The sequence below is a fragment of the Pseudomonas qingdaonensis genome, assembly GCF_018398475.1.
GTDB lineage: Bacteria > Pseudomonadota > Gammaproteobacteria > Pseudomonadales > Pseudomonadaceae > Aquipseudomonas > Aquipseudomonas palmensis.
Genome location: NZ_CP074676.1, coordinates 1,176,948 through 1,196,194 on the forward strand (window position 1 = coordinate 1,176,948; position 19,247 = coordinate 1,196,194).

Sequence of the window (19,247 nt, forward strand, 5' to 3'; positions counted from 1 at the left end):
GCAAGCAGCATGACTTGCACCGGCATAACAACAAGAAAGGTTTCCCTTGATGAATGCGATCAATCGCCTCGCCGCCGTTGTTTCCCTTGCTTCCCTGTTGCCATTGAGCGCCCTGGCTGCCGAGCCCGGCACGGTCGAGGTGACCCACTGGTGGACGTCCGGTGGCGAGAAGGCGGCCGTGGACACGCTGCGCAAGCAGATCGAACAGGACGGCTTTGTGTGGAAGGACAACGCCGTGGCCGGGGGCGGCGGCGCGGCCGCCATGACCGTGCTCAAGAGCCGCGCGGTGGCCGGCAACCCGCCAGCCGCTGCCCAGGTCAAGGGCCCGGACATCCAGGACTGGGGTGCGCTGGGCCTGCTGACCAACCTGGACGATGTGGCCAAGGCCAACGACTGGGACGCGCTGCTGCCCAGAAAGGTTGCCGACATCATGAAGTACGACGGTCATTACGTGGCCGTGCCGGTGAACATCCACCGGGTCAACTGGCTGTGGATCAACCCGCAGGTGTTCGCCAAGGCCGGGGCCAAGGTGCCGACCACCCTGGACGAACTGTTCGCCGCCGCCGACAAGCTCAAGGCTGCCGGCTTCGTGCCCCTGGCCCACGGCGGCCAGCCGTGGCAGGACAGTACCGTGTTCGAGGGCGTGGTGCTGAGCATTCTCGGGCCCAAGGGCTACCACGCAGCCTTTGTCGAACTGGATGAAAAGACCCTGACCGGTGCGCAGATGATCAAGGCGTTCAGCACCTTGCAGCGCCTGGGCACCTACATGGACCCCAACCGTGCCGGGCGTGACTGGAACGTTGCGGCCGCCGAGGTCATCAACGGCAAGGCCGGCATGCAGATCATGGGCGACTGGGCCAAGAGCGAATGGACCGCTGCGGGCAAGATCGCCGGCAAGGACTACGAGTGCGTGGCGTTCCCCGGTACCCAGGGCAGCTTTGCCTACAACATCGACTCGCTGGTGATGTTCAGGCTCAAGGACGAGAACGACATCAAGGCCCAGAACGACCTGGCCAAGGTGGCGCTGGAGCCGGCGTTCCAGACCGTGTTCAACCAGAACAAGGGGTCGCTGCCGGTACGCCAGGACATGGACATGGGCCCGTTCGATGCCTGCACGCAAAAGTCCGCCGCGGACTTCAAGGCGGCCGAGCAGGGCGATGGCCTGCAACCGAGCATGGCGCACAACATGGCCACCAGCCTGGCGGTGCAGGGCGCCATCTTCGATGTGGTGACCAACTTCCTCAACGACCCGAAGGCCGACCCGGCCAAGGCGGTCAAGCAGCTGGATTCGGCGATCAAGTCGGCTAAATGATGGTGTAGGCGCGGGCCCCTTCGCCGGCAAGGCCGGCTCCTACAGGAGCCGCGCCGCTGCCTGTGTAGGAGCCGGCCTTGCCGGCGAAGCGGTGCGCAGCACCGCACCTCCAAGCGAGAACCTTCCGATGAGCACTATCGCCGTCCTCAACAAGGCCTCACCCCTCGACGCATTGCAACGCTGGCTGCCCCGACTGGTACTGGCGCCGAGCATGCTGATCGTGCTGGTGGGCTTCTACGGCTACATCCTGTGGACCTTCGTCCTGTCATTCACCAATTCAAGCTTCATGCCCAGCTACAAGTGGGTGGGCCTGGCCCAGTACGCCCGCCTGATGGACAACGACCGCTGGTGGGTCGCCAGCAAGAACCTGCTGCTGTTCGGCGGCATGTTCATCGGCATCAGCCTGGTGGTCGGCGTGCTGCTGGCGGTGCTGCTCGACCAGCGTATCCGCCGCGAAGGCTTTATCCGCACCGTCTACCTGTACCCCATGGCGCTGTCGATGATCGTCACCGGCACCGCCTGGAAATGGCTGCTCAACCCCGGCCTTGGCCTGGACAAGATGCTGCGCGACTGGGGCTGGGAAGGCTTTCGCCTGGACTGGCTGGTCGACCCCGACCGCGTGGTGTACTGCCTGGTGATTGCTGCCGTGTGGCAGGCCTCGGGGTTCGTCATGGCGCTGTTTCTGGCCGGGCTGCGCGGGGTCGACCCGTCGATCATCCGCGCCGCCCAGGTCGATGGCGCGAGCCTGCCGACCATCTACCTGCGCATCGTGCTGCCCAGCCTGCGCCCGGTGTTCTTCAGTGCATTGATGATCCTGGCGCACATCGCGATCAAGAGCTTCGACCTGGTGGCGGCAATGACCGCCGGTGGCCCGGGCTACGCTTCGGACCTGCCGGCGATGTTCATGTATTCGTTCACCTTCAGCCGCGGCCAGATGGGCATGGGCTCGGCCAGCGCGATCCTGATGCTGGGTGCGATCCTGGCGATCCTGGTGCCGTACCTGTATTCGGAACTCAGGAGCAAGCGCCATGAGTAATTCACTTGCTGCTCGTCGACCGAGCCTGAGCCGCCTGGCGGTCTACGCCACCCTGATCGCGGCCTGCCTGGTGTACCTGGTGCCGCTGATCGTGATGCTGCTGACCAGCTTCAAGAGCCCCGACGACATCCGCACCGGCAACCTGCTGAGCTGGCCCGAGGTGATCACCGGCATCGGCTGGGTGAAGGCCTGGGACGCGGTGGGCGGTTATTTCTGGAACTCGGTGAAGATCACCGTGCCGGCGGTGCTGATCTCCACCTTGGTGGGAGCGCTCAACGGCTACGTGCTGTCGATGTGGCGCTTTCGCGGCTCGCAGCTGTTCTTCGGGCTGCTGCTGTTCGGCTGCTTCCTGCCGTTCCAGACGGTGCTGCTGCCGGCCTCGTTCACCCTCGGCAAGCTGGGCCTGGCCAGTACCACCACCGGCCTGGTGCTGGTGCACATCGTGTACGGCCTGGCCTTCACCACGCTGTTTTTCCGCAACTACTACACCAGCGTGCCCCAGGCCCTGGTGCAGGCGGCGCGGCTGGATGGCGCGGGGTTCTTCACCATCTTCGGGCGCATCCTGCTGCCCATGTCGATCCCGATCATCATGGTGTGCCTGATCTGGCAGTTCACCCAGATCTGGAACGACTTTCTGTTCGGCGTGGTGTTCGCCAGTGGCGACGCGCAACCGATCACCGTGGCCCTCAACAACCTGGTCAACACCAGCACCGGGGCCAAGGAATACAACGTCGACATGGCGGCGGCGATGATCGCCGGGTTACCGACCCTGTTGGTCTATGTGCTGGCTGGCAAGTATTTCCTGCGTGGGCTCACCGCCGGCGCGGTCAAGGGGTAGAACATGGCAACGCTTGAATTGCGCAACGTCAACAAGACCTACGGCAGCGGCCTGCCGGACACGCTGAAGAACATCGAGCTGAAGATCGGCTCGGGCGAGTTCCTGATCCTGGTGGGCCCTTCGGGCTGCGGCAAATCCACCCTCATGAACTGCATCGCGGGGCTGGAGCAGATCAGCGGCGGGGCGATTCTGGTGGACGACGCCGACATCAGTGGCATGAGCCCCAAGGATCGCGACATCGCCATGGTGTTCCAGTCGTATGCGCTGTACCCGACCATGAACGTGCGCGACAACATCGCCTTCGGCCTGAAGATTCGCAAGATGACCCCGGCGGCCATCGACGAGGAGGTGGCGCGGGTGGCCAAGCTGCTGCAGATCGAGCACCTGCTGGGGCGCAAGCCCGGCCAGCTGTCCGGTGGGCAGCAGCAGCGCGTGGCCATGGGCCGGGCGCTGGCGCGTCGGCCCAGGATCTACCTGTTCGACGAGCCGCTGTCCAACCTCGACGCCAAGCTGCGGGTGGAGATGCGCACCGAGATCAAGCTGATGCACCAGCGCCTGAAGACCACCACGGTGTACGTGACCCACGACCAGATCGAGGCCATGACCCTGGGCGACAAGGTGGCGGTGATGAAGGATGGGCTGATCCAGCAGTTCGGCACCCCGCAGCAGATCTACAACGACCCGGCCAACCTGTTCGTGGCGAGTTTCATCGGCTCGCCGCCGATGAACTTCATACCCTTGCGCCTGCAACGCCAGGAGGGTCGCCTGCTGGCCCTGCTCGACAGCGGCCAGGGGCGCTGCGAGCTACCACTGGGCATCGGCGAGGCGGGGCTGGAGGCGCGCGAGGTGATCCTGGGCATTCGCCCGGAGCAGATCAGCCTGGCGGCGGTCGAAGGCAATGGCCTGCCGAGCATTCGCGCCCAGGTGCAGGTCACCGAGCCGACCGGGCCGGACACCCTGGTGTTCGTGACCCTCAACCAGACCAAGGTGTGCTGCCGACTGGCACCGGAGTTCGCGCCGCAGGTCGGCGAAAGCCTGAGCTTGCAGTTCGATCCTGCGCGGGTGCTGCTGTTCGATGCAGAAACGGGCGAACGGCTGGGGCGCGGGCGTGCACCGGTCGATACGGTCGGCACCGACAACATTGCCCAATTCAGGGGCCGCTGAATTCGTTGTAAAGCATGGACACCATCGAAAACAATAAGACGAGGACACAGGGGATGGATCATTTCAAACGTGTTTTGCCGCGGGGCTGCATGACCCTGCTGGCGGCCTTCGGGGTCAGTTGCGGGGCGCACGCTGCCGGCGCCTTCGACCCGGAGTCGAAGTGGATGAGTGGCGACTGGGGCGGCACACGCACCGAGTTGCTGGACAAGGGCTACGATTTTTCGCTGGATTACGTGGGTGAGGTTGCCGGCAACCTGAAGGGTGGCTACAACAACGACAAGACGGCGCGCTACAGCGACCAGTTCGCCCTGGGTGTGAAGATGGACCTGGAGAAGATCCTGGGTTGGCACGACGCCGAGTTCAAGCTGGCGATCACCGAGCGCAGCGGGCGCAACCTGTCCAACGACCGCATCAGCGACCCTCGGGCCGGGCAGTTCAGCTCGGTGCAGGAGGTGTGGGGCCGCGGGCAGACCTGGCGCCTGACCCAGATGTGGGTCAAGCAGACCTACTTCGACGGCAAGCTCGACCTCAAGGCGGGGCGCTTCGGCCCGGGCGAGGAGTTCAACAGCTTCCCCTGCGATTTCCAGAACCTGGCCTTCTGCGGCTCGCAGGTGGGCAACTGGGTGGGCAGCATCTGGTACAACTGGCCGGTCAGCCAGTGGGCGTTGCGCGCCAAATACAACCTCACGCCGGAGTTCTTCGCCCAGGTCGGGGTGTTCGAGCAGAACCCTTCGAACCTTGAGACGGGCAATGGCTTCAAGCTCAGCGGCAGCGGCACCAAGGGCATGATCCTGCCGGTGGAGCTGGTGTGGGCCCCCAGGGTCAACGGCCTGCCCGGCGAGTACCGCCTGGGTTACTACTACAGCACTGCCAAGGCCGATGACATCTACGAGGACGTCAATGGCCAACCCCAGGGCCTGACTGGCGCAGACCCCAAGTCGCATTCGAGCAAGCATGGCTGGTGGGTGGTGGCGCAGCAGCAGGTTACTGCGCACAACGGCGATGCCAATCGCGGCCTGAGCCTGTTCGCCAACTTTACCGTGCACGACAAGGCCACCAACGTGGTCGACAACTACCAGCAGGTGGGCATGGTGTACAAGGGCGCCTTCGATTCGCGGCCCAAGGACGACATCGGCTTCGGCGTGGCGCGCATTCATGTCAACGATGACGTGAAGAAGCGTGCGCAGCAGCTCAATGGGGTCAGCGGTATCGATGACTACAACGACATGGGCTTCGTGCCGATCCAGCGTACCGAGTACAACGCCGAGCTGTACTACGGCGTGCACGTGACCAACTGGCTGACCGTGCGCCCCAACCTTCAGTACATCCGTCACCCGGGCGGGGTGAGCGAGGTGGACAACGCGGTCGTCGCCGGGCTGAAGATTCAGTCGTCGTTCTGAGGGGATATGTTGTAAATTTACGCCAATTCGGCGTTTTGCCGGCAAGGTCGACTTCTGTAGGAGCCGGCGTTGCCGGCGAACAGGCCCCCCTAACAACAAGAGTCCCGAAACATGTCCGAGCACCCGCTTCAACGCTTCTTCACCTCGCAGCGGCCGCGACCGACCTTCGAGTGGGAGCGTTACCAGCAGCGCGACGTGCTGATCATCGATCACCCCCAGTGCCAGGCGGTGTTCAGTCGCCAGGGCGCGCAACTGCTGCACTTCCAGCCCCGTGGCGAACGCCCGTGGCTGTGGTGCGCGGCGCAGTGGCCGCAGGTCGGCGCCATTCGTGGCGGTGTGCCGGTGTGTTGGCCCTGGTACGGCCGTCACCCCAGTGAAGACATGTGGCCGGCCCACGGCTGGGCGCGCCTGCTCGACTGGAAACTGATCGACAGCAGCGAAAGCGACGAGGGTGTGACCCTCACGTGGCGCCTGCAACTGTGCGACTGGCAGGTCGACCTGGTGGCCAACCTGGGCCAGCGCATGCAGTTGCAACTGAGCACCGAGCACCAGGACAGCCTGCCGTGCCAGTTGAGTCATGCTCTGCTGGCCTACTGGCGTATTAGTGACGTTTCCGAGATAGCGCTATCTGGGCTCGAGAATGCGAGGGGGTACGATCATCTGAGGCGTCAGGCATGCCAGCAGAAGGGCGCCTTGAAAGTGCAGGGCGGCTGTCAGCGGGTGTTCCAGAATGCTGCGACCCTGCAGGTCAACGACCCGGCCTGGCAGCGTCAGCTGTGCATCGATACCGGCGACAGCGACGACACCGTGGTGTGGCATCCAGGCAGCCGGCCGCTGATGGGCGTGAGCGGCAGCGAGACCCAGGGCTTCATCTGCGTCGAGGCCGCCAGTGGCAGCAGCGACAGCCTCAGCCTGGCGCCGGGGGAGCGGGCGCACCTGCAGTTGCAGGCGCATTCGCTCAATTGAGTTCGTCGTCGATCGGGTAGCGGCTGGCGTTGAGGCTTTCCTTGATCTTGCGCAGGTGCGGCTGGAAGTCCACGCCACGGCGCAGGGTCATGCCGGTGGCCAGCACGTCGAGCACGGTCAGCTGGATGATGCGCGAGGTCATCGGCATGTAGATGTCGGTGTCTTCGGGCAGCGGGATGTTCAGGCTCAGGCTGCTGGCCTTGGCCAGTGGCGAGTCGGCAGCGGTGAGGCCGAGCACCGAGGCGCCGTTTTCCCGCGCCAGGCGCGCCACTTCGACCAGTTCGCGGGTGCGCCCGGTGTAGGAGATGATCACGAACAGCTCGCCGGTATGGGCCACCGAGGCCAGCATGCGCTGCATCAGCACGTCGGCATGCGCCGACACGGCGAGGTTGAAGCGGAAGAACTTGTGCTGTGCGTCCAGTGCCACCGGGGCCGAGGCGCCCAGGCCGAAGAAGTGGATCTGACGCGCCTGGATCAGCATGTCGACGGCGCGGCTGACCAGTTGCGGGTCGAGCTGCTGGCAGGCACTGTCGAGCGAGGCGATGGCGCTGCCGAAGATCTTCTGGGTATAGGATGCAGGGTCGTCGTCGGCTTCTACCGCACGGCTGACATAGGCGGCGCCGCTGGCCAGGCTCTGCGCCAGTTGCAGCTTGAGCTCGGGGTAGCCGCTGACGCCGAACGAACGGCAGAAGCGGTTGACGGTGGGTTCGCTGACCTTGGCTGCCTGGGCCAGCGCCGCGATGCTGAAGCGGGTGGCTTGCTGCGGGTTGGCCAGGATGACTTCGGCGACTTTGCGCTCAGCCTTGTTCAGCTCGTCGAGGCGGCCCTGGATCTGCTCCAGGAGGTTTCGCACGCGGTCCATGGGGGTATGTCCTTGGGTCGGGGAGGCCGCCGGCTGCCACGGGCAGACGGCTTTTTACGCGGTGGCCTATCGTACTGATGGCACGGTTGGCGCACCACTTGATTCTGTATACACGGCAATATGTTGTTAGTTTTACTACATTAGTCCTTGAAAACTGCGATTGAAACCGGTATTTCTACGTCAACTTGATAAAAGAACCAACATCATGGCTTCGATCACCGTTGAACCCTGCACCTTTGCCCTGTTCGGCGCCCTGGGCGACCTGGCGTTGCGCAAGCTGTTCCCGGCGTTGTACCAGCTCGATCGCGCGGGCCTGCTGAATGAGCAGACCCGCGTGCTGGCACTGGCCCGCGAAGCCGGCAGCCCGCAGGAGCACCTGGCGACGATCGAGGCGCACCTGCACAAGCACGTGGGCAGCGATATCGAGGCCCTGGCCCTGCAGCGCTTCATGGCGCGCCTGAGCTACCTGCATGTGGATTTTCTTCAGGCTCAGGACTACCCGGCGCTGCTCGAACAGGTACAACCCGACGCGCCACTGATCGCCTATTTCGCCACCGCCGCGGCGGTGTACGGCGGCATCTGCGAGAACCTCGACAAGGTCGGCCTGAGCGAGCGCACCCGCGTGGTGCTGGAAAAGCCCATCGGCCATGACCTGGAGTCGTCGCGCAGGGTCAATGACGCGGTGGCGCAGTACTTCCCCGAAAACCGCGTGTATCGCATCGACCATTACCTGGGCAAGGAGACGGTGCAGAACCTCATTGCCCTGCGCTTTGCCAACAGCCTGTTCGAAACCCAGTGGAACCAGAACTCCATCTCCCACGTGGAAATCACCGTGGCCGAGAAGGTCGGCATCGAGGGCCGCTGGGGCTACTTCGACAAGGCCGGGCAACTGCGCGACATGATCCAGAACCACCTGCTGCAGTTGCTGTGCCTGATCGCCATGGACCCGCCCAGCGACCTCTCGGCCGACAGCATTCGCGACGAGAAGGTCAAGGTGCTCAAGGCACTGGCACCGATCAGCGGCGAGGGCCTGAGCACCCAGGTGGTGCGTGGCCAGTACATAGCGGGCTACAGCGAGGGGCGGGCTGTGCCCGGCTACCTCGAGGAAGACAACTCCAATACCCAGAGCGACACCGAAACCTTCGTCGCGCTGCGGGCCGATATCCGCAACTGGCGCTGGGCCGGGGTGCCGTTCTACCTGCGCACCGGCAAGCGCATGCCGCAGAAACTGTCGCAGATCGTCATCCATTTCAAGGAGCCGCAGCACTACATCTTCGCGGCGGAACAACGTTTGCAGATCGGCAACAAGCTGATCATCCGCCTGCAGCCGGACGAAGGCATTTCGTTGCGGGTAATGACCAAGGAGCAGGGCCTGGACAAGGGGATGCAACTGCGCAGCGGCCCGTTGCAGCTGAATTTTTCCGATACCTGGCACAGCGCACGCATTCCGGATGCCTACGAGCGCCTGCTGCTGGAAGTGATGCGCGGCAACCAGAACCTGTTTGTACGCAAGGATGAAATCGAATATGCGTGGAAATGGTGCGACCAGTTGATCGCCGGCTGGAAACACTCCGGTGATGCGCCCAAGCCGTATGCGGCGGGCACCTGGGGGCCGATGAGCTCGATAGCACTGATTACCCGCGATGGGAGGGCATGGTATGGCGATATCTGAACTGCAACTGCCGGTGAGCGTGACGGCACATGAGTTTGCCGATGCGGCGCGCCTGGCCGAGGGCCTCGCTGTGGATGTGGCGCAGCGGTTGCGCACGGCGATGGACGAAAACGGCCAGGCCACCCTGGTGGTGTCGGGCGGGCGCAGCCCGGTGGCGTTCTTCCAGCGCCTGGCCAGGCAGCCGCTGGACTGGTCCAGGGTGGTGGTCAGCCTGGCGGACGAGCGCTGGGTGCCGGTAGAACATGCCGACAGCAATGCCGGCCTGGTGGCGCAGCACCTGTTGCAGGGCGAGGCGGCCAAGGCGCGGTTCGTCGGCCTGTACCGTCCCGCCGCGAGCCTCGAAGCCGCTGCCGAGCAGGCGGACCAGGCGCTTGCCCAACTGCCGCCGATCGATGTGCTGGTGCTGGGCATGGGCGATGACGGTCACACCGCCTCGCTGTTTCCGGGCAGCCCCAACCTGGCCGAGGGCCTGCAGGCCCAGAGCCAGCGCCGGGTACTGCCGATGCTGGCGCCGAGCGTGCCGCATCAGCGCCTGACCCTGACCCGGCGTGTGCTGGCCGGTGCAGGTGCGACACTGTTGTCGGTGCAAGGGCCGGGCAAACTCGCTACCCTGCGCGCCGCGCTGGGCGGTGACGACCCGGCGCAGATGCCGATTCGCGCCTTTCTTCAAGACCCCCTGGAAATCTACTGGTGCCCATGAACCAAGGACACGCCGTTATGACAACCCTTGAACCTTCACAGCCGGGCATTTCCATGGCCGACAAGATTGCCCTGATCGACCGCATCTGCGGCCAGGCACGCATTCTGCCGGTGATCACCATCGCCCGCGAGCAGGACATCCTGCCGCTGGCCGATGCGCTGGCGGCCGGGGGGCTGAAGACGCTCGAGGTGACGCTGCGTTCCGAACACGGCCTGACCGCCATCCGCCTGCTGCGCGAACAGCGCCCGGAGCTGTGCGTCGGTGCCGGTACGGTGCTCGACCGCAGCATGCTGGCGGCGGTGGAACAGGCCGGTGCGCAGTTCGTGGTCACGCCGGGGTGCACCCAGGACATCCTGGAGGCGGGGGTCGAGAGCCCGTTGCCACTGTTGCCGGGCATCAGCAGCGCCTCGGAGATCATGATGGGCTACGCGCTGGGCTATCGGCGCTTCAAGCTGTTCCCGGCCGAGATCAGCGGCGGGGCGGCGGCGATCAAGGCATTCGGCGGGCCGTTCGGCGAGGTGCGTTTCTGCCCCACCGGCGGGGTCAACCCGGGCAACGTCAAGCAGTACATGGCCCTGGCCAATGTGATGTGCGTGGGCGGAACCTGGATGCTCGACAGCAGCTGGATCAAGAACGGCGAGTGGGCACGCGTGCAGGCGTGCAGTGCCCAGGCGCTGGCGTTGCTGGACTAGAGAATTCGTTGTGTGCTGTACGGCTTTGAGGTGCGCTTGGTCGGCGCACCTTTTTTTTTGCCGGCGCCATTGACCGGCAAGGCCGCTGCCCATCCAGGAAGCACGTCCCGCTGCCGAGCCTGTCGCGGCCTCCCTAGTATCGAAAACTCATGGGTTTTCTGCAGGGAGTGCATACCTTGGACGACGAAATCGAACACGCTACAAACCCGCGACTCAGCGGCTACGCGGTCAAGACCGGGTCCTATTCGCTCGAGCGCCACCTGATCGGCGGCAAGCGCCTGGCACCCGGCTGCTGGGTCAACGGCAAGACCGTCTACGGCGATATCCGCATTGGCTCCAGTGCCTGGGCCACCTACACCCGACCGGTGTTCGCCTACCTGTCAGCGGTGGATACCCTGCGGCTCAACGGCCTGAGCAACCAGCGCCATGCCATCACCTTTGCCCAGGGCCACAGCAAGCAGTTCATCCGTGAAGTGGACGCGCCCTATTCGGTGTCGTCGGCCATCGAGCGGGTCAATATCCTGTCCAGCCTGCATACCGGCTTTGTTGACGACATCGCCTGGGGGGCGCCGAACGACAACCGCCTGACGCTGCTGCTGCCCGGCAGCGGGGTGTTCGCCATCTATCAGATGAACCTGGTGTATGCCCATTGCGCGACCTCGGCCGGACAGCTGAGCAAGGCGTTTCGCACCAGCAAGACGCTGGCCACGCAGGGGCGTACCGACCTGTACTTCCTGTCGGCCATCAGCACGGCCGTGTATGTGGCGGTGGCCGATGCCGCGGCCACCCCTCCGATTGCCTGGGATGCCCTGCAGCGCAAGGTGCTGACCGAAGGTTACGAGGTTGAATGCAATGCCGGCGCCTGGTCGTTCGATTTTTCCGCAAGCCAGAAGATTCACTACAAGTACTGAGGGAACCGTCATGAGTGAAGACAACGTGTTTGGCGCCGACTCCCCCGCACAGCGCGGGAGCTACCACATCGACAAGTACCTCTTTGGCGGTGACAAGGTACGCCAGGCCTGCTGGATAAAGGATGCCACCGAGTTCGGCCAGATGTTCGACGGCAAGCGGTGGTGGGACATGTATTCGGTGCCGGTCGCCGCTTACGTGGAGCATGTCGGCACCGTCCAGGTGCCGAGCAACGGCGAGGATGAACGCACCTTCGAGGTCACCCATGGCTTTACCCGAAGCTTCAGCCGTACCACCGAAGTGTCTGGTGGCGTGCAGCTGGAATTCAAGGGCGTGGGAGTGAGTTCAGAGGTCCGGGTATCGTTCCAGGCTGCGCAAAGCTGGAACGACTCCACCACCCAGAAGCACACCCGCAAGCTGGTCGGCCCCGGGGTGTTCTATGCCTATCAGGTGCACATCCTGTATGCGCACTGTGTGATGGGCGCGTCGGAGATCGATTACTACTTCGAGCACAACAAGGTGCTGCCGATTCTCGATGCCAACGCGCAGGTGATGCGCGAAGACCTGATCTACCTGTCGTCGGTTGCCACCGACACGCTGGTCACGGTGCTGGAGGAGGCCTCGGTGGACCCGCTCGGCTGGGACGAACTGCAGAAAAAGGTGTTGTTCGAGCACTACAGTTCCCGGAAAAACGCGGGCTGCTGGCGCTTCGATTTCAGCGTGAACGAGCGCTACCCGCGCGGGTGATGCGCCGCGCTGGCCTGCGTCGGCAGGCCAGCGGGCATGCCATCAGAAGCTGTCCGAGGTCCTGAAGCCGCCGCCCCCGCTGCTGTCGGAGCTGGAGAAGCCGCCACTGCTGCTGGAGCTGCTGCTCGAACTGCTGGAACTGGAGCTGCTCCAGCTCGACCCCGAGCTGCTACTGCTGTACGAGCTGCGCTCGACGGCGACGCGCGGCACCAGTTCGCGGTGTTCGCGGATGGTCCCGACCAGATAGCCCAGGGTGACATCGCGGGTCATGTAGTCCGACAGCAGACGTTCGATGCCCAGCGTTGCCTTGTACTGATAGCCGTCGTCACGGAAGAAGTCGGTGCGCAGCGCGCGCTCCAGCTCCTTGGCCCGGTCATAGGACTGCTGGGCCAGGCCATGGGTCTGGCGCGCCTCGGCCAGTGCCCGTTCCACGCCGTCGACCTGCGGGTACAGCCGCTGCAGCTGCAAGGCGATCTGGTCGTCTGCGGTATCGGGGGTCTTCTTCACCTGCTCGAGCAGTTGCTCGATGCTCTTGGCCTGCAACTGGTCGGTGAGCCACTGGCGGGCACGCAGGTAGTGCGGGTCCTGGTTGTGGGTGAATGCGGTCAGTTGCGCGTGAATGTCGTTGGCCTGCTGCTTGCTGGCCACGGTCTGCTTGTACAACGCCTTGTGCGCTTCGCGCAGCGGCTCCATGCCTGCCTGCTGCTGGGCGTCGGCCAGTTGCTGGCCGGTGCTTTGCTCCAGCGCGGCAATGTGCGCGTCGCGTTCGAGCTGCAGTGCCTCGTTGCGCTGCTGCATGTTGAGCAGGTTCAGCTCGTTGCTGCGGTTGCCGCTGTAGTCGACCTGCCTGGCCAGCCAGCCATCGAGCCAGCGGCTGATGCGGCCCAACCGATACTGTTCGGTGCCGAAATCGCGATCACGCAGGAAGTGGTAGATCGGGTTGCGGCCGAACATCGGCAGCTTGTCGGCACACTCCTGGCGAATGTCGGCATACCCGGTGACGGTTTCGAGGTTGGCGGCGATGGCCTGTTCCAGCTGGTGCATCTGCGCCGTGTAGGTCGGGTCCTGGGCCAGTTGGTCGCGGGCCTGGCGGTCGAGGTCGTCGAGGCGCTCCTGTACCTGCGCGGTCTCCTCCAGCGACTGGGCGATCTGCTGCTCGACCTCCAGCAGTTGCTGGCGCAACTGCCCCTGGGCCAGCTGGCGTTCGTGCAGGGCCTGAACCACCTCGTCCTGCAGCGACGGGGCGTGCTCCAGCTGCAGGGTCGCGATGCTGCGCAGGCGGGTCAGGATGTCCTGTTCGAGCGCCATCTGGCGCTCGGTGGCACTGGCCAGTTGTTGTTCTGCGTCGCGCAGCACGTGCTCGAAACTGCGTGCATTGTCGGCGACGATACCGATGAGCTTGCTGGGTCTCATGTCATCACCAGTCCAGGATCATGTCGGGTTTGGCGACACGTTGGTTGAATTTCAGGCTCAGCATGTTGGCAGGCTTGCTGCCCATGGCGAGGTCGTCGATGTGGCCGTCGCTGAGTTTGTCTTCCTTGACCTTGAGGTACTCGGCCTGGCTGACCCGCACACCAAAGTAGGACGCCCAGCGCGATTCGCCGGTTTCCGAACTGGTGACCGGCACGCTGATCGGGTTGCCGGCGGCGTCCACGGCCTCGACCACCAGGTACCAGCTCTTGCCCTGCAGGGAGTCACCGCCCTGGTTGCACAGCGCCTGGTCATAGCAGCGCTCGACCCCCGACTTGACGCCGTAGCGGTCCACCACCCGCAGCTCCAGTGCCTGACGGGCGAACACCAGCAGGCTGTCAAGCGTCGACAGGTGGTCGCTGGCCTGGCGTGCCTGCAGGGCGTCGATGGCCTTGTCGACCTGGGCGGCCTGGGCACGCACCACCCGCAGGTCGTTCGGCGGCAGGCGCAGGGCGGGCAACTGCTGCTCGATTTCGTCCAGGCGCCGGATCAGCGGCTGGACTTGTTGAATGCGATCGAGCTGGCTTTCGAGCTCACCGACTTCACGGTCGACCACCTCGATGCCCTGGGTGTCGGCGTTGCCGATGGCCTGGTCGGCCACCCGGGCCTGCTGCGCCATCACCCCGAAACGCTTGGCGCCTGCGGTGAACGCCGGGTTGTGCAGTACGGCCTGCAGGCGGCTGCGGGCATCGATAATGGCCTGGACGTCGTTCAGGCCCTTGTCGGCCTGCCTCAGTTGCGCGCGCGCCGACTGGGTGTTGCGTTCGTAGGTATCGAGGTCCTGCTGCACGCTGTCGCGGTTGTCGCTGTCGATCAGTTGCGGCCACGGTCGGTGCGTCAGCAGTGTCTGAACCTGCGTCAGCCGCTCGGCAAGCGGCCCCAGCATGCGCGTGGCCGCGGGCTCGGGCTGTTGCGCGACGGCTTGCTGCAACGCATCGAGGCGCGACTGGTGCTGCGCAAGGTCGGCGCTCAGATCGCTGCTGCGATACTCGGCCGTACGGACGTTGTCCTGCACCTTGGAGGTCTTGGCGGTGTCGTTCACCACCCGGGTGCACTGTACGGCCAGCAGCGCGACGACGATCAGTTGCAGGATGCGCATGAGCTTCCTGCGGTTGAGCAGCAGGCGCGTGGTCAGGCGTTGCAGTGCGGTCTGTTCGGGCGCCTCGAAGGCCAGGCGCCGGGCGAAGAACGCCCGCACACCCTGTTCGATCAGTGCATCGTCATAGGCGATGCCCTGGGCCTGGTAGTAGGTGCGGATACGCTCGGCGACTTCAGCGCGGCGCTGCGGCAGGTTCAGGTGCTCCTGCACCTGCATCTGCTGATGGCGCAGCTGGTCGACCACCGCCATCGCGCCCAGCTGTTCGGACAGAGGAACACTGCTCATCAGGCGGCCTTGGTCAGCAGGGCGGCGAACTTGCGCTTGGCCTCTTCGACAGCTTCGGCGATATCCCGGGCGGCGTTGCTCGACTCTGCGCGGTAGGTGTCGGCCATCTGCTTCATGTCGGTCTGGAACGACAGCGTGGCGTCAGCCAGGGCGCGCACCGAGTCGACCTTGATGGTCGAGCCGTAGCTGGCCTTGACCGCGGCTTCGAGCTGCTGGTTGCCGGTGCTGCCCAGCGACTCCAGGCCCTGGCTGATGCCGTCGGTGGTGGCATTGAGGGTGTGGGTGGCTTCGGCCAGGCCGCTGTTGGCGGTGAACGACACGGCAAGCCCGGTGAGTACCACTTCGTTGGTGGAAAAGAACGACACCATGCGCTGGTATTGACGCTCCTTGATCACGTGCACCTGATTGATGCGTGCAAAGACCATTTCGGCGGTGTTGTAGCCGACCTTCAGGTCATCGGCGATGTCCTTGATGATCTGGTAGCGCTTGTCTTCGTCCTGCAGGGCGCGCACGGCTTCATCGCGGCCCAGTTCCAGCGCGGCGCGTGCGGCGGGCTCGGCGCTTTCGGCGTCGGCGACCCGGGCGTTGGCCTCGTTCAGGGCCAGGGTGCGCTGCTGCAGGGCCTCGCCAGCGATGGCCAGCACCTGCTGGGCTTCCACCTCGGCGGCTTTCATGGCCATGCGAAAGTCCATGTACGACTCCAGGATCACGCTCTCGCGGGCGATCTGGTCGTTGGCCGACTTGCACACCTTCAGGTAATTTTCGCGGATATCGGCAAAGCGGCTGGGGATGGAGCCGCGACGTACGTTCATCCAGGTCAGCTTGATCTTCTCCATCGCGTCCAGGCGCCCGTCATCCATCCAGCCGGCCATGGCGGCGGCGTCCTCGCGGATGGAGGTGAAGCTCTGCGTGATGTCCATGAAGCGCGTGGAGATGTCCATGCCTTCGATCTGCTCGCGCACCATGCTGTTGAAGCTGGTGGCCTGCTGCAGCACGGTGGCGATGGAGGTGACCTTGGTGGTGTCGTAGTGGGCCACGCGGTCCAGCAGTACCAGAACCGGGGCATCCTGAACGGGCTGGATGAAGTTGATGCCGATGGTGCGCAGGCTGGTGAGTGCCCGTTCCAGGTAGTGGCTCATTGAGTGTCCTTACAGGTGTGGCAAAAATAATGAGGCCGGCAGTATACCGAGCACGCCAGCGCCCCGCAGGCTTTCGCACAACCAAAAAAAATGCCCGCCTCCGTATCAGAGGCGGGCATTGCATGCAGCAGCGGGTCAGTTGGCGTTTACGCCGCCTTAGCAGCCTGCTGGCTCAGCGAGCGGTTCAGTGCGCTGAACAGCGCCTTGAAGCTGGCGGTGGTGATGTTTTCATCGATACCCACGCCGTGCACCGGACGACCGCCAGCCACGCGCAGTTCGATGTAGGCCGCCGCCTTGGCGTGGGTGCCGGCACCGATGGCGTGCTCGTTGTAGTCCATGATTTCCACGGCTACCGGCAGGCCGGCCACCAGGGCCTCGAGGGCGCCGTTGCCCTTGCCACGCCAGTGCAGGGTGGTTTCGCCTTCACCGGCCACTTCCACTTCCACGGCGCTGTGGCCGTTCTCTTCCTGCAGGCGATGGCTGACCAGCGCATACGGGGCGTTGGCTTGCAGATACTCGCTCTGCAACAGCTTGTAGATCTGCTGGGCGGTCATTTCCAGGCCCAGGCGGTCGGTCTCGCCCTGTACCACCTGGCTGAACTCGATCTGCATGCGACGCGGCAGGCTGATGCCGTATTCCTGTTCGAGCAGGTAGGTGATGCCACCCTTGCCCGACTGGCTGTTGACGCGGATCACCGCCTCGTAGCTGCGGCCGATGTCGGCCGGGTCGATCGGCAGGTACGGTACTTCCCACAGGGTGTCTTCTTTCTGCTGGGTGAAACCCTTGCGGATCGCATCCTGGTGCGAGCCGGAGAACGCGGTGTGCACCAGGTCGCCCACATACGGATGACGCGGGTGTACCGGGATCTGGTTGCACTCTTCGACCACCTTGCGCACGCCGTCGATGTCGGAAAAGTCCAGCTCCGGGTCCACGCCCTGGGTGTAGAGGTTCAGGGCCAGGGTCACCAGGTCGACGTTGCCGGTACGCTCGCCGTTGCCGAACAGGCAGCCTTCGACACGGTCGGCGCCGGCCATCAGGCCCAGCTCGGTGGCAGCCACGCCGGTGCCACGGTCGTTGTGGGTGTGCAGGCTGATGATCACGCTGTCACGGCGCGACACGTTGCGCCCGAACCACTCGATCTGGTCGGCATAGATGTTCGGGGTGGAAACTTCCACGGTGGCTGGCAGGTTGAGGATCACCTTGTGTTCGGGGGTCGGGTTCCACACCTCGATCACCGCGTCGCAGACTTCCTTGGCGAACTCCAGTTCGGTAGCGCTGAAGGTCTCTGGCGAGTACTGGAACGTCCAGTGGGTTTCCGGCTGCTGGGCGGCGTACTTGACGAACAGCTTGGCCGCGTTCACCGCGATGTCCTTGACGCCCTGCTTGTCCTGGTTGAAGACAATGCGGCGGAATGCCGGGCAGGTGGCGTTGTACAGGTGCACGATGGCCTTCTTGGCCCCGCGCAGCGATTCGAAGGTACGTGCGATCAGGTCTTCACGGGCCTGGGTCAGCACCTGGATGGTGGTGTCGTCCGGGATGTGGCCGTCTTCGATCAGGGTGCGCACGAAGTCGAAGTCGGTTTGCGAGGCCGATGGGAAGGAGGCCTCGATTTCTTTCACGCCCACGCTGACCAGGGTCTTCCAGAAGCGCAGCTTCTTGACCGCATCCATCGGCTCGATCAGCGACTGGTTGCCGTCGCGAAGGTCCGAGCTGCACCAGATCGGCGCGGCCGTGATGGTCTTCGAGGGCCAGGTGCGGTCAGGCAGGTTTACCTGAGCGAAGGCACGGTATTTTTTCGAAGGGTCTTTGAGCATGGTCATGAAAGCAATCCTTATTGTGCGGCCTTGAAAGGGGCCCGCCGAACGTACAAGTGATGAATGGGCGAGGCGACGCGATTCAGCTTGGTAGTCGGGCACTGACCAGGCAAAGGCTGCGATGTTGGCGAAGCAGGATGAGGGTGTGCGTGGTTTTCATGGGTCAACCCTAACCAGTGGGGTGAACGATGGCAAGCACTGCAAAAAAATTGAGAGGAATGCTTAAAAACTGAAGATTGTCGTGATTTTATAGCGCCGACCAATCAAAAAGACTGCGCCAGTTGCGCGGTCTTTTTGATTGGCGCAAGACGCTGATCAGGGCTGGAAGGCCCCGATGAAGATCGCCGGATCGACCCGTGCGTCGTTCAGGCTGACGTTCCAGTGCATGTGCGGCCCGGTGGCGCGGCCGGTGGAGCCCACCCGTCCGACGATGGCGCCACGGCTCAGTTGCTGGCCGGGTTTCACGTCGATCTTCGACATATGGCAGAACATGCTGATGAAGCCCTGGCCGTGGTCGACGAACACGGTGTTGCCGTTGAAGAAGTAGTTGCCGATCAGGATCACCTTGCCGTTGGCCGGGGTCTTGATCGGGGTGCCGGCGGGCACGGCGAAGTCCAGGCCGGCATGCGGGTTGCGTTCCTCGCCGTTGAAGAAGCGGCGCACGCCGAACTTGCTCGACAGCGGGCCGTTGACCGGCTTGTCGAGGAGCAGGTTGCTCGGCAGGTTGGGGCTGAAGCTGCGGTAGGCCTTGATCTGCTCGGCCAGCTCGGCGTCGATGCGCTTGAGGTCGGCCGGGTTGGGGTTGACCTGGCGCTGGTTCTTCAGGGTGATGCGCTGCTCGGGGTACTTCTTGCTGGCGACCGTGAAGCTCAGGGTGCGCTCGCCCTGGGTCAGGCTGGCGGTGCCGGGCTTCTGGGTCAGCGGCAGGCCGACAATGGCCAGCCAGGTGTCCTGCTCGCGTACCACCAGCACCGGCTTGCCGTCGAAGCGTGCCTGAGGGGCCTGGGCGGCGGGGCCGAGGTCGACCACCGCGACGCCGCCGGGCACCGGCTTGTTCAACTGGCGGGTGATGTAGCTGGCCTGGGCGCTGCCGGCGAAGGCCAGGCAGAGGACGAGCAGCGGGGCAAACAGTCGGGGCATGA

17 protein-coding genes are annotated in these 19,247 nt (G+C 64.3%); 11 read left to right on the plus strand and 6 right to left on the minus strand.

The window, feature by feature from the left end; genetic code table 11:
- Window positions 1–49 precede the first annotated feature (49 nt).
- The 6 genes from KH389_RS05300 (at window position 50) to KH389_RS05325 (ending at window position 6,716) form a co-directional block, all read left to right on the plus strand.
- Entirely contained in the window at window positions 50–1,312 is a 1,263-nt protein-coding gene (locus tag KH389_RS05300) for an ABC transporter substrate-binding protein (protein WP_213606993.1), read from the plus strand.
- Window positions 1,313–1,439: 127 nt separating this feature from the next.
- Window positions 1,440–2,348: a carbohydrate ABC transporter permease gene (locus tag KH389_RS05305; protein WP_043860389.1), complete on the plus strand. Its 909-nt coding sequence runs from the start codon at window positions 1,440–1,442 to the stop codon at window positions 2,346–2,348.
- Window positions 2,341–3,186, plus strand: a complete 846-nt coding sequence (locus KH389_RS05310) for a carbohydrate ABC transporter permease (RefSeq protein WP_054915077.1) — start codon at window positions 2,341–2,343, stop codon at window positions 3,184–3,186. Before KH389_RS05305 ends, KH389_RS05310 begins: the two co-directional genes overlap by 8 nt.
- A 3-nt stretch (window positions 3,187–3,189) precedes the next feature.
- Window positions 3,190–4,350, plus strand: coding sequence for an ABC transporter ATP-binding protein (locus KH389_RS05315; protein WP_100633044.1), 1,161 nt, complete (start codon window positions 3,190–3,192; stop codon window positions 4,348–4,350).
- An 89-nt stretch (window positions 4,351–4,439) separates the two neighbouring features.
- Window positions 4,440–5,750 (plus strand): carbohydrate porin, encoded by a 1,311-nt coding sequence (locus KH389_RS05320; RefSeq protein ID WP_370409066.1) that lies wholly within the window; start codon window positions 4,440–4,442, stop codon window positions 5,748–5,750.
- 111 nt (window positions 5,751–5,861) lie between these two features.
- The gene (locus tag KH389_RS05325; RefSeq protein WP_043860393.1) at window positions 5,862–6,716 is read left to right on the plus strand and encodes a D-hexose-6-phosphate mutarotase; all 855 of its coding nucleotides are present in this window, start codon (window positions 5,862–5,864) and stop codon (window positions 6,714–6,716) included.
- Here KH389_RS05325 and hexR read toward each other — a convergent pair.
- Window positions 6,709–7,569 carry a DNA-binding transcriptional regulator HexR gene (hexR, locus tag KH389_RS05330; protein ID WP_173925072.1) on the minus strand — a complete coding sequence of 287 codons (861 nt, stop codon included), beginning with the start codon at window positions 7,567–7,569 and terminating at the stop codon, window positions 6,709–6,711. The two genes, KH389_RS05325 and hexR, sit on opposite strands and share 8 nt — an antisense overlap.
- 214 nt (window positions 7,570–7,783) lie before the next feature.
- Here hexR and zwf point away from each other — a divergent pair, with 214 nt between their 5' ends.
- The 5 genes from zwf to KH389_RS05355 all read left to right on the plus strand — a co-directional run bounded on the left by zwf (window position 7,784) and on the right by KH389_RS05355 (window position 12,298).
- Window positions 7,784–9,250 carry a glucose-6-phosphate dehydrogenase gene (gene zwf / locus KH389_RS05335; protein ID WP_213606994.1) on the plus strand — a complete coding sequence of 489 codons (1,467 nt, stop codon included), beginning with the start codon at window positions 7,784–7,786 and terminating at the stop codon, window positions 9,248–9,250.
- Window positions 9,237–9,950, plus strand: a complete 714-nt coding sequence (gene pgl / locus KH389_RS05340; protein ID WP_213606995.1) for a 6-phosphogluconolactonase — start codon at window positions 9,237–9,239, stop codon at window positions 9,948–9,950. Before zwf ends, pgl begins: the two co-directional genes overlap by 14 nt.
- A gap of 17 nt (window positions 9,951–9,967) precedes the next feature.
- Window positions 9,968–10,642 carry a bifunctional 4-hydroxy-2-oxoglutarate aldolase/2-dehydro-3-deoxy-phosphogluconate aldolase gene (locus tag KH389_RS05345; protein WP_043860397.1) on the plus strand — a complete coding sequence of 225 codons (675 nt, stop codon included), beginning with the start codon at window positions 9,968–9,970 and terminating at the stop codon, window positions 10,640–10,642.
- Window positions 10,643–10,818: 176 nt separating this feature from the next.
- Window positions 10,819–11,553 (plus strand): monalysin family beta-barrel pore-forming toxin, encoded by a 735-nt coding sequence (locus KH389_RS05350; RefSeq protein WP_157811420.1) that lies wholly within the window; start codon window positions 10,819–10,821, stop codon window positions 11,551–11,553.
- A 10-nt stretch (window positions 11,554–11,563) separates the two neighbouring features.
- Window positions 11,564–12,298: a monalysin family beta-barrel pore-forming toxin gene (locus KH389_RS05355; protein ID WP_043860399.1), complete on the plus strand. Its 735-nt coding sequence runs from the start codon at window positions 11,564–11,566 to the stop codon at window positions 12,296–12,298.
- Between the two features lie 42 nt (window positions 12,299–12,340).
- Here KH389_RS05355 and KH389_RS05360 read toward each other — a convergent pair whose 3' ends face one another.
- The 5 genes from KH389_RS05360 to KH389_RS05380 all read right to left on the minus strand — a co-directional run bounded on the left by KH389_RS05360 (window position 12,341) and on the right by KH389_RS05380 (window position 19,245).
- On the minus strand, window positions 12,341–13,711 hold the full coding sequence (locus KH389_RS05360; RefSeq protein ID WP_088514577.1) for a coiled-coil domain-containing protein: 1,371 nt from the start codon (window positions 13,709–13,711) through the stop codon (window positions 12,341–12,343).
- A 4-nt stretch (window positions 13,712–13,715) separates the two neighbouring features.
- Window positions 13,716–15,152 (minus strand): DUF6384 family protein, encoded by a 1,437-nt coding sequence (locus tag KH389_RS05365; RefSeq protein WP_213606996.1) that lies wholly within the window; start codon window positions 15,150–15,152, stop codon window positions 13,716–13,718.
- On the minus strand, window positions 15,152–16,291 hold the full coding sequence (locus KH389_RS05370; protein ID WP_043860401.1) for a hypothetical protein: 1,140 nt from the start codon (window positions 16,289–16,291) through the stop codon (window positions 15,152–15,154). The genes KH389_RS05365 and KH389_RS05370 overlap by 1 nt, the downstream gene beginning before the upstream one ends.
- Window positions 16,292–16,437: 146 nt before the next feature.
- The gene (gene leuA / locus KH389_RS05375; RefSeq protein WP_043860402.1) at window positions 16,438–18,111 is read right to left on the minus strand and encodes a 2-isopropylmalate synthase; all 1,674 of its coding nucleotides are present in this window, start codon (window positions 18,109–18,111) and stop codon (window positions 16,438–16,440) included.
- A gap of 309 nt (window positions 18,112–18,420) precedes the next feature.
- On the minus strand, window positions 18,421–19,245 hold the full coding sequence (locus KH389_RS05380; protein WP_088514575.1) for a M23 family metallopeptidase: 825 nt from the start codon (window positions 19,243–19,245) through the stop codon (window positions 18,421–18,423).
- Between the last annotated feature and the right edge of the window lie 2 nt (window positions 19,246–19,247).

Excerpts from the sequence above, each read along its gene's own strand:
- KH389_RS05300 (WP_213606993.1), top strand. The coding sequence starts at position 50 with ATGAATGCGATCAATCGCCTCGCCGCCGTTGTTTCCCTTGCTTCCCTG.
- zwf (WP_213606994.1), top strand. The coding sequence starts at position 7,784 with ATGGCTTCGATCACCGTTGAACCCTGCACCTTTGCCCTGTTCGGCGCC.
- KH389_RS05325 (WP_043860393.1), top strand. The coding sequence starts at position 5,862 with ATGTCCGAGCACCCGCTTCAACGCTTCTTCACCTCGCAGCGGCCGCGA.
- KH389_RS05310 (WP_054915077.1), top strand. The coding sequence starts at position 2,341 with ATGAGTAATTCACTTGCTGCTCGTCGACCGAGCCTGAGCCGCCTGGCG.
- KH389_RS05370 (WP_043860401.1), bottom strand. The coding sequence starts at position 16,291 with ATGAGCCACTACCTGGAACGGGCACTCACCAGCCTGCGCACCATCGGC.
- KH389_RS05305 (WP_043860389.1), top strand. The coding sequence starts at position 1,440 with ATGAGCACTATCGCCGTCCTCAACAAGGCCTCACCCCTCGACGCATTG.
- KH389_RS05345 (WP_043860397.1), top strand. The coding sequence starts at position 9,968 with ATGACAACCCTTGAACCTTCACAGCCGGGCATTTCCATGGCCGACAAG.
- KH389_RS05320 (WP_370409066.1), top strand. The coding sequence starts at position 4,440 with ATGACCCTGCTGGCGGCCTTCGGGGTCAGTTGCGGGGCGCACGCTGCC.
- leuA (WP_043860402.1), bottom strand. The coding sequence starts at position 18,111 with ATGACCATGCTCAAAGACCCTTCGAAAAAATACCGTGCCTTCGCTCAG.
- KH389_RS05365 (WP_213606996.1), bottom strand. The coding sequence starts at position 15,152 with ATGAGCAGTGTTCCTCTGTCCGAACAGCTGGGCGCGATGGCGGTGGTC.
- KH389_RS05380 (WP_088514575.1), bottom strand. The coding sequence starts at position 19,245 with ATGCCCCGACTGTTTGCCCCGCTGCTCGTCCTCTGCCTGGCCTTCGCC.
- KH389_RS05315 (WP_100633044.1), top strand. The coding sequence starts at position 3,190 with ATGGCAACGCTTGAATTGCGCAACGTCAACAAGACCTACGGCAGCGGC.
- KH389_RS05355 (WP_043860399.1), top strand. The coding sequence starts at position 11,564 with ATGAGTGAAGACAACGTGTTTGGCGCCGACTCCCCCGCACAGCGCGGG.
- pgl (WP_213606995.1), top strand. The coding sequence starts at position 9,237 with ATGGCGATATCTGAACTGCAACTGCCGGTGAGCGTGACGGCACATGAG.
- KH389_RS05360 (WP_088514577.1), bottom strand. The coding sequence starts at position 13,711 with ATGAGACCCAGCAAGCTCATCGGTATCGTCGCCGACAATGCACGCAGT.